The 13,857-nt window shown below is 65.2% G+C and carries 14 protein-coding genes; 13 read left to right on the forward strand and 1 reads right to left on the reverse strand.

Going from position 1 to position 13,857, the window contains the following annotated elements:
* Nucleotides 1-6 precede the first annotated feature (6 nt).
* From VDQ18_RS00190 to VDQ18_RS00235, 10 genes are all read left to right on the forward strand, one after another.
* Nucleotides 7-405: a RidA family protein gene (locus tag VDQ18_RS00190; RefSeq protein WP_323019016.1), complete on the forward strand. Its 399-nt coding sequence runs from the start codon at nucleotides 7-9 to the stop codon at nucleotides 403-405.
* Nucleotides 405-1,787 (forward strand): aminotransferase, encoded by a 1,383-nt coding sequence (locus VDQ18_RS00195; RefSeq protein ID WP_323019017.1) that lies wholly within the window; start codon nucleotides 405-407, stop codon nucleotides 1,785-1,787. Before VDQ18_RS00190 ends, VDQ18_RS00195 begins: the two co-directional genes overlap by 1 nt.
* A complete protein-coding gene (locus VDQ18_RS00200) occupies nucleotides 1,784-3,211 on the forward strand; it encodes an amidase (protein WP_323019018.1) in 1,428 nt (475 codons plus the stop codon). Before VDQ18_RS00195 ends, VDQ18_RS00200 begins: the two co-directional genes overlap by 4 nt.
* A 58-nt stretch (nucleotides 3,212-3,269) precedes the next feature.
* Nucleotides 3,270-4,550, forward strand: coding sequence for an ABC transporter substrate-binding protein (locus tag VDQ18_RS00205; RefSeq protein ID WP_323019019.1), 1,281 nt, complete (start codon nucleotides 3,270-3,272; stop codon nucleotides 4,548-4,550).
* 3 nt (nucleotides 4,551-4,553) lie between these two features.
* On the forward strand, nucleotides 4,554-5,366 hold the full coding sequence (locus VDQ18_RS00210; protein WP_323019020.1) for an ABC transporter ATP-binding protein: 813 nt from the start codon (nucleotides 4,554-4,556) through the stop codon (nucleotides 5,364-5,366).
* Nucleotides 5,356-6,069 carry an ABC transporter ATP-binding protein gene (locus tag VDQ18_RS00215; RefSeq protein ID WP_323019021.1) on the forward strand — a complete coding sequence of 238 codons (714 nt, stop codon included), beginning with the start codon at nucleotides 5,356-5,358 and terminating at the stop codon, nucleotides 6,067-6,069. Before VDQ18_RS00210 ends, VDQ18_RS00215 begins: the two co-directional genes overlap by 11 nt.
* Before the next feature lie 3 nt (nucleotides 6,070-6,072).
* Nucleotides 6,073-6,951 carry a branched-chain amino acid ABC transporter permease gene (locus VDQ18_RS00220; RefSeq protein ID WP_323019022.1) on the forward strand — a complete coding sequence of 293 codons (879 nt, stop codon included), beginning with the start codon at nucleotides 6,073-6,075 and terminating at the stop codon, nucleotides 6,949-6,951.
* The gene (locus VDQ18_RS00225) at nucleotides 6,948-7,952 is read left to right on the forward strand and encodes a branched-chain amino acid ABC transporter permease (protein ID WP_323019023.1); all 1,005 of its coding nucleotides are present in this window, start codon (nucleotides 6,948-6,950) and stop codon (nucleotides 7,950-7,952) included. The genes VDQ18_RS00220 and VDQ18_RS00225 overlap by 4 nt, the downstream gene beginning before the upstream one ends.
* The gene (gene iaaH, locus VDQ18_RS00230) at nucleotides 7,952-9,385 is read left to right on the forward strand and encodes an indoleacetamide hydrolase (protein ID WP_323019024.1); all 1,434 of its coding nucleotides are present in this window, start codon (nucleotides 7,952-7,954) and stop codon (nucleotides 9,383-9,385) included. Before VDQ18_RS00225 ends, iaaH begins: the two co-directional genes overlap by 1 nt.
* A 199-nt stretch (nucleotides 9,386-9,584) precedes the next feature.
* Nucleotides 9,585-10,706: an FAD-dependent monooxygenase gene (locus VDQ18_RS00235; RefSeq protein WP_323019025.1), complete on the forward strand. Its 1,122-nt coding sequence runs from the start codon at nucleotides 9,585-9,587 to the stop codon at nucleotides 10,704-10,706.
* A gap of 16 nt (nucleotides 10,707-10,722) precedes the next feature.
* On the opposite strand, the gene VDQ18_RS00240 is transcribed toward VDQ18_RS00235, so the two are convergent.
* The gene (locus VDQ18_RS00240) at nucleotides 10,723-11,517 is read right to left on the reverse strand and encodes an IclR family transcriptional regulator (protein ID WP_323019026.1); all 795 of its coding nucleotides are present in this window, start codon (nucleotides 11,515-11,517) and stop codon (nucleotides 10,723-10,725) included.
* A gap of 244 nt (nucleotides 11,518-11,761) precedes the next feature.
* On the opposite strand from VDQ18_RS00240, the gene VDQ18_RS00245 reads away from it, so the two are divergent.
* Genes VDQ18_RS00245 through VDQ18_RS00255 form a run of 3 tightly spaced genes read left to right on the forward strand, consistent with a single transcriptional unit; the run spans nucleotide 11,762 to nucleotide 13,836 of the window.
* Nucleotides 11,762-12,064: a recombinase-like helix-turn-helix domain-containing protein gene (locus tag VDQ18_RS00245; RefSeq protein ID WP_323019027.1), complete on the forward strand. Its 303-nt coding sequence runs from the start codon at nucleotides 11,762-11,764 to the stop codon at nucleotides 12,062-12,064.
* The gene (locus VDQ18_RS00250) at nucleotides 12,054-12,824 is read left to right on the forward strand and encodes an ABC transporter ATP-binding protein (protein WP_323019028.1); all 771 of its coding nucleotides are present in this window, start codon (nucleotides 12,054-12,056) and stop codon (nucleotides 12,822-12,824) included. The genes VDQ18_RS00245 and VDQ18_RS00250 overlap by 11 nt, the downstream gene beginning before the upstream one ends.
* 34 nt (nucleotides 12,825-12,858) lie before the next feature.
* Entirely contained in the window at nucleotides 12,859-13,836 is a 978-nt protein-coding gene (locus tag VDQ18_RS00255) for an ABC transporter substrate-binding protein (RefSeq protein WP_323019029.1), read from the forward strand.
* Nucleotides 13,837-13,857: the final 21 nt, after the last annotated feature.

The following is a 13,857-nucleotide window of genomic DNA, read 5'->3' on the forward strand; positions in this document are numbered from 1 at the left end:
GAAGACATGACCATCAAGCTTTTTGATTGCAAGGACGTCGCCGCCGCTTTCGGAAATTACGCCCATGGTGTGGTCATTCCCCCTGGCGCGACCACCATCCATCTGGCCGGTCAGGTCGGCGTGCGCCCCGATGGCTCGATCCCCGACGATGCCGGCGAACAGACCCGGATCATCTTCGAGAATTTCAGGATCATTCTGGAAAGCCAGGGCTTCGCTTTCACCGATATCGTCAAGATGAGCTACTTCGTCGTCGAGGCCGCAGACCTGCCCGCGATCCGCGCGGTGCGCGATACGCTGATCCCCGCACCCTATCCCGCCGCATCGCTGGTTCTGGTCAAGGCACTGGGTCGGCCCGAGTGGAAGCTGGAAATCGAGTGCATCGCGGCAAAGATCGGGGCGGTGTGATGCGCAATTCCCTCGCCCAGACGGATCTGGCCTTTGTCCTGCATCCCCAGACCGACCCCGCGGCGCTTGAGGCCGAGGGACCCCTGATCATCGAACGCGGTGACGGCGTCTTTGTCACCGACAGCAGCGGGCGCCGCTATCTGGAGGGTATGTCCAGCCTCTGGTGTGCGACGCTTGGCTTCAATGAACCGCGCCTGGCCCGCGCGGCGGCAGAACAGATCGACCGCCTTGGCACCTATCACACTTTCAACCGGCGCTCGAACCCGGCGGTGATCGAGCTGGCAGAACGGCTTCTGGCGCTGTCCCCGATGCCCGATGGTAAGGCGTTGTTTGCCAATTCCGGCTCGGAAGCGGTCGATACAATGATCAAGCTCGCCTGGCTCTACCACTCGGGCCGCGGCGAACCTGAACGGCGCAAAATCATCAGCCGCCGTCGCGCCTATCATGGCAGCACCGTCCTCGGGGCGACGCTCAGCGGCATTGCCTCGATGCGGGGGGCATTTGCCTGGCCGGATCCGGGCGTCCTCTTTGCCGAGCCCCCGCATTTCTACACCGGCGCCGCGGTGGGCGAAAACGAAGAGGAGTTCGCGGACCGGCTGGTCGCCGAGGTCGCCTCGCTGATCGCGGCCGAAGGAGCCGGGAGCATAGCGGCGATGATTGCCGAGCCGGTGATGGGAGCCGGCGGCGTCATCATTCCGCCTGCCAGCTATTTTCCGAAACTTGCCGACCTTCTGCGACGCCACGGAATTCTGCTGCTCAGCGATGAAGTGATCTGCGGTTTCGGCCGCACCGGGGAATGGTTCGGCTGCCAGACCTTCGGCTTCCGGCCCGACATGATGAGCGTCGCCAAGGCGTTGTCCTCGGGCTACCAGCCGATCGGCGCATCCCTGCTCAGCGCCGAGGTTCACGAGGTGGTCCGGGCCGAGGCAAGCCGTCTCGGCGTCCTGGGCCATGGCTTCACCTACGCCGGGCACCCGGTCACAAGCGCCGTCGCTCTTGAGACGCTGAAGATCTACGAGGAGATCGACCTGCTGTCACGGGTTCGGACGCTGGCGCCGGTCTTTCGCGCGCATATCGGGGCGCTTGCTGCCCATCCGCTCGTGGGGGACGCACGCGCGGTCGGGCTGATCGGCGCGGTGGAGCTGGTTGCAGACCGTGCGACCCGCCGGCCCTTCGCCGCCTCCGCAGGCGTCGGGGCGCGGCTGATCGCCCTGGCGCTGGATCATGGCCTGATTCTGCGGAACCTCGGGGACACCATCGCGATCTGCCCGCCTCTGATCATTACGTCGGCCGAGCTGGATGTGTTGTTCACCCGTCTGCGGCAGGCGCTTGACGCCCTGACCGAAAGACTGCCCGCCATCCCGGAGGAGGAAACGGCATGATCGATGACATCCTTGACCGCGATGCAATCGCGCAGGCTGAGGCCGTGGCAAAGGGCGAGGTCAGCGCGGTCGAACTGACGCAGGCAGCCATCGACAGGATTGAAGCCGGTGACGCCACTCTGAATGCCGTGACGCAGCGCTTCTTCGGCGAAGCTCTCGCACAGGCGACGACCGATCTGCCGGCGGGGCGGTTTCGGGGCGTGCCGTTCCTGGTGAAGGATTTCTATTGCCATATGGCCGGAAAGCCGACCACCGGCAGCGCGCAGCTGCTGGCGCAGAACGTGATCGACCACGACAGCGTGCTCATGGCACGGTATCGCCAGGCCGGGTTCGTCACCTTGGGCAAGACCAACGTACCCGAGATGGTCACCATGGGCACGACCGAGCCCATCTGGCGCGGTCCCACGCGCAATCCCTGGAACACCGGCCATACGCCCGGCGGCTCCTCGGGCGGGGCGGCCGCCGCGGTTGCGGCGGGATATGTCGCGGTGGCCCATGCCAATGACGGCGCAGGCTCGATCCGTATTCCAGCCTCGTGCTGCGGGCTTTTCGGTCTGAAACCGTCGCGGGCGCGGGTCACGCTGGGGCCCGATGTCGGCGAGGCGATCGGCGGCATCACGGCGGAACATGTCGTGTCGCGATCGGTGCGTGACAGCGCGGCGGTGCTCGATGCCACCGCCGGGTCGCTGCCCGGAGACCCTTACGTCGCGCCCGAACCGGCGGAGAGCTTCCTCTCGTCGATCGCCACGCCTCGGAGCGGGTTGCGGATCGGGGTGACCTTTGACGCGCCGGACGGCACGAAAGCGGCGCCGGAATGTCGTGCCGCGGTCGAGCAGGCCGTCGAAACCCTGCGTGGTCTTGGCCATCAGGTCGAGGAGGTCGCGCTACCCTTCGACGGAGCGGCCTTTCGCGCGGCGCTTGCCACCTTCTGGCCCATGACTGTCACGCGCGGTCTGAGCGCAATCGCGGCGGCGCGGGGTGCCGATCCCGAGGTTCTGGTGCGCGAGCTTGAGCCCTTTAACCAGCATCTCTTTGCCTTGGGTATCTCGCGCCGGGCGGTTGACTACATCCGGGACCTGGTTTTCTTCCAGGGGATGGCGCGGGCGATGGGGCAGTTCTTTGCCACGCGGGACATCTGGCTTTCACCGGTGCTGCCTTTCACACCGCCCCGGCTTGGCTATTTCGACACGGCGTCTTCGGGGGCCGAGGTTGCCTGGAACCGGGTGCTCGATTCCTTCATGTTCACCGCGCCGGCTAATGTCACCGGCCTGCCTTCGGCCAGTGTTCCGACGCTGGTAACGGATGAGGGGCTTCCGGTCGGTATCCAGCTCACGGCGAGGCTGAACGACGAAGCGACCATCCTGAACCTCGCAGCCCAGCTTGAAACGGCGCACCCTTGGGCGATGCCTGGGCGCAAAATCTAGACCACAACCAACCACAACAGGGAGATACGACATGGGTCATCGCATCCATCGGAGAGGCATGCTCAAAGGGTCCGCCTGGCTTGCCGGTGCAGCCTCCGTGCTGTCGGGCGCCAATGGCGCCCGGGCAGAGGCCTCCGGCGAGCCGATCCCGATTGGCCAGGCCGCGCCGCTCACCGATTTCGCCGCCGCAGACGGGGTCGAGTTCCGCAACGGGCTCATCATGGCCTGTGACGAAATCAACGCCCTGGGTGGTATCCTTGGTCGCCCGCTGGAGCCGCATTTCGAAGACACGCGGCAGATGGGCGATGCGACCAATGTTCAGGCGGTGCAACGTCTGATCGACCGCTATGGCGTTCATGCTGTGATCAACGGCTACAACACTGGCTCGGGTTCGGCTGTGCAGGACGCGATCGCTGATGCCGGCATCATCTACATGCACAACGATACCTCCAGCGGGCATGGCGTACTGATCGGCTCCGACCCGGATCGCTATTTCGGTTCCTTCCAGACCGACCCGTCGGAAACCTGGTACGGGTCGGGCCTGCTGAAGTTCCTGTCTTCCCTGACCGAGGGCGGCGCCTTCACTCCCACCAATCGCAGACTGGCGATCATTCTGTCGGCGGGGACCTATTCGTCGAATATCGCCAATGTGGTTCGCGATGGCGCAGCGGCGCTTGGCTGGGAGGTCAGCCTTTACGAGACCGTCAACGTGCCGATCTCAGAATGGGGTCCGACCCTCTCGAAGCTGCGTCAGGATCCGCCCGGGGTGATCGTGGTGACGCATTACTTCCCGGCCGATCTGGCGCAGTTCATGGTCCAGTTCATGACCAATCCGACGCCAAGCCTGATCTACATGCAATATGGCCCCTCGGTGAAATCCTTTCGCGATATCGCCGGCCCGGCTGCTGCGGGCGTGGTGTTCTCGACCGTCATCGGTGCGCTGCAGGACGAGATCGGTCTGGATTTCGAGAGCCGCTACAAGGCGCGCTTCGGCGACGATGCCGGGCATAACTCGGGTGTACAATCCTATAACGCGGCATGGATCTGGGCAACCGCGGCAGCCCTCGCCGGAGGCTCCGGTGCCCCGGGAGAGGAAGACCAGAACCGCAAGGTTGCAGAGCGGATCCGGGCAATGATCCACCGCGGCCCGAACGGGACGACGCGCTTCATACCGGGCGAGCAGGCTGCGGCCTCCTATCCCGGTGGCACCGATGACCCCTCGCTGGGCATGCCGCACCAGTTTCTGCAGATCCAGGATCACACTGCCGAACCGGTCCTGATCGCGCCCTGGCCCTATGCGAAGGCCGATTTCGTCACCCCGCCCTGGATCACGGACTGACCGATGGCGCAGGCAAGGGAAACGCCTCTCCTGTCTTGCCGCAATGTCACGAAGACGTTCGGGTCGCTGACGGCTGTCAGCGACCTGAGCTTCGAGCTTGCTGCAGGCGAGATCCTCGGAATCGGAGGGCCGAATGGCGCTGGAAAAACCACGCTTTTCGAAATGATTTCAGGGCAGACCGGCGTCACGTCCGGGTCTATCGCCCTGGAAGGGCGAGATATCACCACGCTTTCACCGGTCGGTCGCTGCCATGCCGGGCTTGCCCGTGTGTTTCAGCTGAACACCGGGTTCGACAGCTTGAGCGTGCGCGAGAATGTCCTGATCGCGGCCTATTACGGGCGCTCACCGCGCCGGATGCCCGGCTTTCGGGTGCCGTCCGAGGTCAGCGATCAGGTTCAGAATGCGCTGAGCCGGGTCGGGCTGACGGCTGGCGCGGATCGTCCGGCGGCGACGCTGCCCGTCATCGACCGCAAGCTTCTGATGATCGCCGGTGCGCTGGCGATGTCCCCGAAACTCCTGTTGCTCGATGAGCCCGTCGGCGGGCTTACCCAGCGCGAGATCGATCAGGTGGCCGATGTTGTCGGGCAGGTCGCGGCCGACGGGGTGACGGTTGTGCTGATCGAGCACGTCATGCGCTTTCTGGTGCAATTGTCGAACCGCGTGATGATCCTGCATCACGGAAGGAAGCTTTACGAAGGGGATGCGGCGGGCCTGTCGCGGGATCCCGAGGTGGTCGAGGTCTACCTCGGCCAGGGGGCCGGAAAAGAGGTCGCGCGCATGGCCGCGGCCCGGGCGGAGGCGCATCATGCCGGATGATCTGGTGATCTCGCATTTGACGGCCGGCTACGGGCATCAGTCCGTTCTGCACGACCTGTCGCTGCGGGTCGAAGCAGGCGGGCTCACCGCGCTGATCGGGCCGAACGGCCACGGCAAGACCACGCTCTTGCGGGCCATCTCGGGGTTGATCCCGGCCAAATCGGGCGAGATCCGTCTGGGCGCGGAGCGGATTTCCGGGCTTGGTGCCGAGGCCGTCGTCGCCCGCGGGATCGTGCATGTGCCTCAGGGGGATCTGCTCTTTCCCGACATGACGGTGCTGGAAAACCTGCGCATGGGCGCTTTTCTTCCCGCCGCCGCGCGGCAGGAAAGAACCGTGCTGGACGAGGTCTATGCGCTCTTGCCCAAGCTGCGGGACCGCGGAAACCAGGTCGCGCGCACCTTGTCGGGCGGCGAGCGGCGCATGGTTGGCATCGGGCGCGGGCTGATGGCCTGCGGGCGCGTGCTGATGCTCGATGAGCCGTCGCTGGGTCTGGCGCCGATCGTCATCGAACAGATCTACGAGGTGATTGCGGGATTGCGCAGCGCCGGGCGGACCATCCTTCTGGTCGAGGAGAACGCCCTGCGGGCCGCGGCAATCGCCGATCAGGTGCATCTTCTGGACCATGGCACCCTCGCCTGGAGCGGCACCGGCACGGAGCTTTCCAGCCGCCCCGAGCTTCTTGAAACCTATCTGGGGGTGTAAGCGATGGACGTTCTTTTCCAGATCCTCGCCTCGGGCCTGACGCTGGGGGCACTCTATGCGATTTCCACGGTCGGGCTGGCGCTGGTGTTTGGCGCGATGAACATGCTCAACATGAGCCATGGCGCCTTGATGGCACTGGGCGGATACATGGCCTGGTTCACGATGACCGGTCTGGGCCTGCCGCCCCTTGTCGGGATGCTGGTTGCGGTGCTGGTCTGCGCTGCGGTGGGTATCCTGATCTTTCTGCTGATCGCCAGGCCGATGCTGGATTCCGAAGGGTTCGAGACCCGCATCTTCATCGCGACGATCGGGTTCGGTGCGGTGCTGGAAAGCGTGATCCTGATGGCATTCGGGCCTCAACCGAAACCGCAGCCGCTTTCGGTGCAGGGGGGGCTTTCCTTTGCAGGCGTGCATCTGCCTGTCCAGAACCTGCTGATCCTTGTGCTGTCGATGGTGCTCATGGCTGCGCTGGCGCTGCTCTTGCAAAAGAGCCGCATGGGCCGGGCGATCCGGGCCACGGCTCAGAACCGAGATGCTGCAAGGCTGATGGGGGTGCGGGTCAGCGTGGTCTATGCACTCGTTCTGGCGATTTCCGGCGGACTTGCGGCGGTTTCCGGGATCACCGTGTCGTCGCTGTCCAGCCTGCTGCCGAATATGGGGGGCGATCCGATGCTGAAAGCCTTCATCATCTGTGTCGTCGCAGGACTTGGTCGCGTTCCGGGCAGTGTGCTTGCGGCCTTGTTCATCGGCCTCTTCGAGGCGGTGGTCCAATACACAATCGGGGTGCGCTTCAGCTTTGCCGCTCTGCTTCTTCTCGTCATCGTGGTGCTGATCTGGAAGCCTCAGGGCGTATTCGGGCGCCATCAGGGGGTTCGTCTATGACTGCCATGCGTCGTGATCTTCTTCTTTGCGGCCTCTTCGCCTGTGCCGCCCTGGTCTGGCCCATGATCTCGGGCATGCGCTATTCCGTCACCCAAACCACCTTCTTTTTCATCTGGGCAACGGTGGTGGTGCAGTGGAATCTGGTCTTCGGGATCGGCGGGATATTCTCGCTGGCGCAGGTCGCGATCTTTGCCATCGGCGCCTATGTGACCGCGATGCTGGGCTATTATCTGGGTACATCAATGCTGCTGGCCATGCCGGCAGGCGCGGTTGCGGCCGTGATCGCGAGTCTCGTCCTCGGCGTCGCCTGCCTGAGGCTCTATGGCCCCTATGTCGCGCTGCTGACGATCTGCGTGTCGCAGGTTCTCTATGTGTTGATCGTGAACGACACGGATTGTTTCACCAACCCGCCGGCTGGCTGCATGCCGCTGATGGGCGGGGTCCGCGGCTTCTCGCGCTTCGGCGATCTGGGCTTTCGGGATTGGCTTGGGTCGAGTTTCTACATCGGCAATTACTACGTCGGACTCCTGCTGTTGACCGCCGCGATCCTGTTCTCGATCGTGATCATCCATAGCCCGATGGGTCTGGCCTTCCGCGCCCTGCGCGACAACCCCGTCTATGCCGCTGCCCGGGGCGTTGACCGCTTCCGCTATCAGCTGTGGATCTTCGGTCTGTCGGCTTTCTTCACCGGCCTCTCGGGCGCCTTCTATGCGGTCAATACCGGCGTGGTCGGCCCGGTGGTGTTCTCGTTCCAGCATCTGCTCTTCCTGCTCTCGATGATCGTGGTCGGTGGGATCGGCACGGTCTGGGGTCCGGTGATCGGCGCGGCCGTGCTGATGCTGGCCGATGAGGCCATGCGCGAAGTCGGTGATTTCCGCGATATCGGCATGGGCCTGATCCTGGTCGGCTGTGTCGTGCTGATGCCCCGAGGCCTGACCGGCCTCTTCCAGGACATGTCCAGGCGGTTTGCAAAACCGGTCGCCACCGAAGGAGCGAAGTGATGCCCGAACCGACGCCAGCGACCATGACAGAGCAATTGCGCCAGTTGCACAGCGGCGAGACGACCGCCGTGGCTCTGATGAGCCACGCGATCCGGCGGGCTGAAGATGCCAGTCATCTTAACGCCTTCCTGACCCTGGAGCCCGACATGGCGCTTGAGCGGGCCCGCTCGGTCGATCAAGCCCGAGGACGCGGTGCCGCAGTGCCGACGCTGGCCGGCCTGCCGGTCGGCGTGAAGGACAACATCGATATCGCAGGCTGGATCACGTCGGGGGCCACGCCCGCCCTGGCGCATCTGCGTGCAAAGCAGACCGGGCCCGTCGCGCAGCGCCTCTTTGATGCCGGGGCTATCGCGTTGGGAAAGACCAATCTGCATGAGTTGGCTTTCGGTGTCACGAATACCAATTTCGCCCCGATCCCGATGACGCGGAATCCGTATGACCCGAGCCGGATCACCGGCGGCTCTTCCGGTGGGACGGCCGCGGCAATCGCGGCGGGGATCGTGAGTGCCGGTCTCGGCACCGATACCTCGGGGTCGATCCGGATACCGGCTGCGCTGTGCGGCATTGCCGGTCTGCGGCCCTCGGTCGGTACAAATGGGGTCGGACGCAGATACTCCCCGCGGGGCCTTTTGCCGATCAGCCACACCAACGACACCGCCGGGCCGATGGCGGTCTCGGTGGCGGATCTGGCCCTGCTTGATGCCGTTGTGACCGGAGAAGATCCGGTCACGGCTGCGGGCTTGACGGGGCTACGGCTTGGCGTGCCGCAGTGCTTCTGGGTTGATCTCGATGACGAAGTTGCGCGTCTCTGCCATGCGGTGTGCGACCTTCTGACCCGGGCGGGGGCGGAGTTGGTCCCGGTCAGTCTGCCCGGCCTTCGCGATGCGTGGCGGCAGGTCTCGGCCCCGGTCGTCCTGCATGAGCCGCTCGAGGATATTCCTGCCTGGCTGGCGGCGCATGCGAGGGGGGATATCACGCTTTCCGCGATCGTTGACCAGATCGCCAATCCGGACGTGAGGGCGGCTTTCGACGTGGTGATGTCGGAAAGTCTTGCTGGCAGCTATGGCCCGGCCATGGCGCTCCATCGCCCGGAATTGTGCCGGATCTATGCCGCTGCCTTTCGTGGCCACGGCTTGGCGGCGCTGATCTTTCCCACCGTCCCGGTTCCGGCGCCCCCTGTCCACCCGGCGGATGCCTTCCCCAGGGTGAGCGTCAACGGGCGCGACCATGCGACTTTCGACACGCTCATCCGCAACACGGATCCAGGGGCGAATGCCGGATTGCCCGGCCTGAGCATACCGGCCGGACTGACCCGGGATGGGTTGCCCGTCGGCATAGAGATCGACGGGAGAGTGGGGTCCGATCGCGATCTGCTGAGCCTGGGCATGACGATTGAGCGGATCGTCTCCGAAGGCAGGCCCATGGTGATTTGAGCCCCTGGCGTCGGGACTGGGCCGGTTACCGCGGACGGAAAGGAAGGAGGGGTGGGTGTTTCTCGCTTTCGGTCCGCCTGCGCAAGCGCCGCGTGACGCGGGTGGCCCCCGTCTCGGCAAGACATCAGGCTTGACCGGCGCCCATTGCTTGCACATAATTGAATAAAGTGTTCAATATTGCACAATTGGGAGAAGCCAGATGCTGGATATCGCGATCTGTGGCGGCGGCGTGGGTGGGCTTTGTGCTGCCATCGCCCTGCGCAGCATGGGTCACAAAGTCACCGTTTACGAACAGGCCCGGCAATTTGGCCGGGTCGGGGCGGATATCAACCTCACGCCGAACGCGGTCCATGCTCTGGACCGTCTGGGCGCCAGCGAGGACCTGCGCAGGAACGCCGCACGGCCGACGCATCGCATCAGCCGGACTTGGGACAGCGGCGAGGAAACCTCGCGCCTGCCGATGTCCGACGCCGCCGAGGCCCGCTACGGCGCGCCGCAGCTGACCGTGCACCGCGCCGATCTGCTGGCCGCGCTGGAGGCCTTGCTGCCTGTGGGCGTGTTGCGCTTCGGCGCCACTGTCAGGACGGTCGGTCAAGATGAGGACAGCGCCTGGGCCGAGCTGTCGGATGGCGAGGTCATCCGCGCGGATCTGGTGATCGGCGCCGACGGCATCCACTCGCCGGTGCGCGAGGCGGTCTTCGGCCCCGACCATCCGCAGTTCACCGGCCTGGTGTCCTGGCGGGCCGTCTTCCCGCGCGAGAAGGGCGGCGACCTGCCCGACCTCGACGCCTTCACCAAATGGTGGGGGCCGTCCGCCGACCGCCAGATCGTCACCTTCCCGCTGACCCGGGGGCAGGAGATCTTTGTCTTCGCCACCCACAAGCAGGAGGGTTGGGCCGAAGAGGGCTGGACGCTGCCCGGCGACATCACCGAGCTGCGCGGTCATTACGCCGATTTCCACCCGCATGCCCGCGCGCTGCTCGATGCCTGCGAGAGCGTGACACGCTCGGCCCTGCACGTGCGCGAGCCGATGGCGCATTGGTCGCAGGGGCGGATCACCCTGCTGGGCGATGCCGCGCATCCGATGGTGCCGTTCATGGCCCAGGGCGCCTGCATGGCGATCGAGGATGCCGTGGTTCTGGCCCGCGCACTGGAAGGCGCGACGCCCGCGAGCGCGCCTCAGGCCCTGACCCGCTACGAACAGGCCCGCATTCCGCGCACGGCCGAGATCCAGCGCTCCTCGTTGGCCAATGAATGGTTGAAGACCCAGGGCAATGCCGATTGGGTTTATGGCTATCAGGCCTGGACAACCGAGGTCTAAAGCCGCCTGCGTTCGCTCAGCCCGAATATCCCAGGGCCGCCGAGACTTCGGCGGCCGCTTCCCGTACCGCGCTCTCGATCTGGGCGGCCAGCGGTGTGTCGGGCTGGAACTGGCCCTCGGGCCCGGTCACGTTCAGACCAGCCACCGCGCGACCCTGATGATCGTAGATCGCGGCGGCGCAGGAGCCGATCCCGCGCTCGAAATTGCCCGAGCTCCAGGCCACGCCCCGCGCCGCATCCGCGCGGATTTGCGCGCTCAGCGCCTGCAACGAGGTCGCGGTCTTGTCAGTGAATGTCGACAGATCGAGCCCGGCGTAGCGGCGCTCCAGCTCACCTTCGGGCAGGGCGCCCAGCAAAATGCGGCCGATCGTCGTGGCATGGGCGGGCAGGCGCGAGCCCTCGCGGACGTTGCTGACCAGATGCGAGTTCGGCGTCTCGCGCAGCAGGTAGATGATCTCCGTCCCCTCGAGGATGCCCATATGCGCCGACAGGCCCAACCGGATGACCAGCCGCGCCATGACCGGCTGCGCCACGCGCACCACATCGCGCGACTTCAGCGCATCGGCGGCCAGCGCGATCATGCCGGGACCCAACTGCCAGCTGAGACCCTCATCCTGCGTCTCGATCATGCGCTCGGCCTCCAGCGTGTGCAGGAGCCTGATCAGCGTGGTGCGGTTGATGCCCAGTTCGCGCGCCGTGGCGCTGGCGTTCGAGCATCGCGCTCCGCCCGCGATATGGCGCAGCAGGCGGAAGGCTCGGTGCACGGGCGGAACGGAATAGCTGGTTCCCTCGGATTCGGTCTCGTCACTCACCTGAATTCCCTCCCGTTTTCCTGTCCTTACGTCCGGCAAGTCCGTGCCGCAATCGCGCGCCACTTCTTCAGGCCCGATGCCCAAAGCGACGGCGTATCGGCGACACATCCCGTTTTCTTCAAGATTCTTCTTGACCGAATCTTTGCCTGCGCCAATAATGAACACCATGTTCTAATATGAACGGTTTTGCAAGGCCAAAGATCAGACGGTCCCGCGAAGCCAGAGCCAGCCACAGGAGACGCCGATGGACGCTTTCAAGGATCGACTCTCGCAGCGGGCCCGCGACACCTCGCGCCCGGCGCTGGCGCATCAATCGCTGGGCCGCCCGCTGACCGAGGCCGAGCAGGCGCTCGCCGCCGCTCTGATGGAGATCATGGGCACCCGCGAGCATGATTTCGCCGCCGTCGCCGCCGGGCTGAAGGCCAAGGGCATCGCCGCGCCGGTCTCGGGACGGGCGGACTGGGATCTGGCGCTGCTCCAGGCTGAGCTGAAAGCGATCAACGCCGACCTTGACGCGGCCTATGCGGAAAACGGCTATGGCGCTTGAGTTCGACCATGTCACCAAGACCTTCGCCCTGCCGTCGGGACAGGAACTGACCGCGGTCAGCGACATCAATTTCAAGGTCGAAAAGGGCGAATTTGTCTCGGTGGTGGGGCCCTCGGGCTGTGGCAAATCGACGATCCTGTCGATGACCGCGGGCCTGTACCAGCCGACCAGCGGCATCGTGCGGGTCTCGGGCGAGGTGGTGACGAAGCCAAACCCGCATGTCGGCTTCATGCTGCAAAAGGATCTGCTGCTGCCCTGGCGGACCATCGTCAAGAACGTCGAGTTCGGGCTGGAATCGCGGGGCGTGTCGAAGAACGAGCGCCGTGACCGCGCCATGGCTGAGTTGGAGCGCTGCCACCTCAAGGGGTTCGAGAACCACTACCCCTACCAGCTTTCGGGCGGGATGCGGCAGCGCGCGGCACTGGCCCGGACGCTGGCCATCGACCCCGACATCATCCTGCTGGACGAGCCGTTCTCGGCGCTCGACGCGCAGACCAAGCTGCTGATCCAGGACAGCTTTGCCGAGACGATCAAGGAGGCGGGGATCACCACGCTGCTGATCACCCATGACCTCGCGGAATCGGTGATCATGTCCGACCGCGTGCTGGTGTTGTCGGAACGTCCCGGCACCGTCCAGCGCGAGATCGAGATCGGCCTGCCCAACCGCGAACATCCGTTGGCCCGCCGGCAGATGAAGGAAATCCACGACTACGCCAACGAGATCTTCACGCTGCTGAAGCTCGACCGGCGCGCCGCCTGACCGACAACGACAAGACCCAACAGGAGAACGACCCATGAAGCATTCCTTCCTCGGCCTCAGCCTTGCCGCCGCTCTCGCGGTGTCGGGCGTGTCGGCCTCGGCGCAGACCGCGCTGACCTATCTGTTCCCCGCTCCCGACTTCCTGCCCGCCTTCGCCCCGTTCCAGCTGGCGCTCGGCAAGGGCTATTACGCCGATGCCGGCCTCGACGTGACCTTCCGCATCGGTCAGGGCGGCGCGGATGTGGCAACGCAGGTGGCCGTGGGCAACGCCGATCTGGGCGGCGGCATGGGTGACACGGCGATGATCGTGCGCGCCAACGGCCTGCCGATCCGCGGCGTGGCGCTGCTGGGCGGCCAGGGCATCACGCAACTCGCCTGGCGCAATGACAGCGGCATCACCGGCCCGGCCGATTTCGGCGGCCATCCGATCGGCGTGATCGGCTTTCAGGACACCACCTATTACAATCTGCTCGCCGTGATGGCCTCCGAAGGCATGACCCGTTCGGATGCCGACATTCAGGCGCTTGGCCCGGGCGGCATCATCCAGAACATGATCGCCGGCTCGATCCATGCCATGTCGGGCGTGCCGGAATGGATCGTCGCGATCCAGGACGCGGGCGTCGAGCTGACCACCGTTCCCGCCCGCAGCGTCTTCCCGGCGCAGGCGCAGGCGATCATCGCCTCGGACAGCTATATCGCCGAACACCCCGAGGCCGTGCGCGGCTTCGTGCAGGCCACGCTGCACGCGATCAACGACATCATCGCCGACCCGCATCAGGCGGCGCTGGATTATGTCGGCTATGTCGACCGCCACGCCGAGAACGTCGAGCAGATCGAGCGCATCATGCGCATGTATGTCGAGACGGTCTATGCTCAGGATGGCGACCGCCCGATCGGTGCCTTCGACGAGGAGCAGCTGCTGCAGGTGCAGGCCTTCTATGTCGAGGATGAGATCGTGAACGAGGCGGTGCCGATCGCCGACGTCTACACCAACGACTTCGTCACCGAATAAACCGCTTTCGCCTCTCCCCGC

Source organism: Pararhodobacter sp. (assembly GCF_034676075.1).
Lineage (GTDB): Bacteria > Pseudomonadota > Alphaproteobacteria > Rhodobacterales > Rhodobacteraceae > Pararhodobacter.

Excerpts from the sequence above, each read along its gene's own strand:
- VDQ18_RS00235 (WP_323019025.1), top strand. The coding sequence starts at position 9,585 with ATGCTGGATATCGCGATCTGTGGCGGCGGCGTGGGTGGGCTTTGTGCT.
- VDQ18_RS00225 (WP_323019023.1), top strand. The coding sequence starts at position 6,948 with ATGACTGCCATGCGTCGTGATCTTCTTCTTTGCGGCCTCTTCGCCTGT.
- VDQ18_RS00195 (WP_323019017.1), top strand. The coding sequence starts at position 405 with ATGCGCAATTCCCTCGCCCAGACGGATCTGGCCTTTGTCCTGCATCCC.
- VDQ18_RS00205 (WP_323019019.1), top strand. The coding sequence starts at position 3,270 with ATGCTCAAAGGGTCCGCCTGGCTTGCCGGTGCAGCCTCCGTGCTGTCG.
- VDQ18_RS00200 (WP_323019018.1), top strand. The coding sequence starts at position 1,784 with ATGATCGATGACATCCTTGACCGCGATGCAATCGCGCAGGCTGAGGCC.
- VDQ18_RS00190 (WP_323019016.1), top strand. The coding sequence starts at position 7 with ATGACCATCAAGCTTTTTGATTGCAAGGACGTCGCCGCCGCTTTCGGA.
- VDQ18_RS00255 (WP_323019029.1), top strand. The coding sequence starts at position 12,859 with ATGAAGCATTCCTTCCTCGGCCTCAGCCTTGCCGCCGCTCTCGCGGTG.
- VDQ18_RS00210 (WP_323019020.1), top strand. The coding sequence starts at position 4,554 with ATGGCGCAGGCAAGGGAAACGCCTCTCCTGTCTTGCCGCAATGTCACG.
- VDQ18_RS00215 (WP_323019021.1), top strand. The coding sequence starts at position 5,356 with ATGCCGGATGATCTGGTGATCTCGCATTTGACGGCCGGCTACGGGCAT.
- VDQ18_RS00220 (WP_323019022.1), top strand. The coding sequence starts at position 6,073 with ATGGACGTTCTTTTCCAGATCCTCGCCTCGGGCCTGACGCTGGGGGCA.
- VDQ18_RS00250 (WP_323019028.1), top strand. The coding sequence starts at position 12,054 with ATGGCGCTTGAGTTCGACCATGTCACCAAGACCTTCGCCCTGCCGTCG.
- iaaH (WP_323019024.1), top strand. The coding sequence starts at position 7,952 with ATGCCCGAACCGACGCCAGCGACCATGACAGAGCAATTGCGCCAGTTG.
- VDQ18_RS00245 (WP_323019027.1), top strand. The coding sequence starts at position 11,762 with ATGGACGCTTTCAAGGATCGACTCTCGCAGCGGGCCCGCGACACCTCG.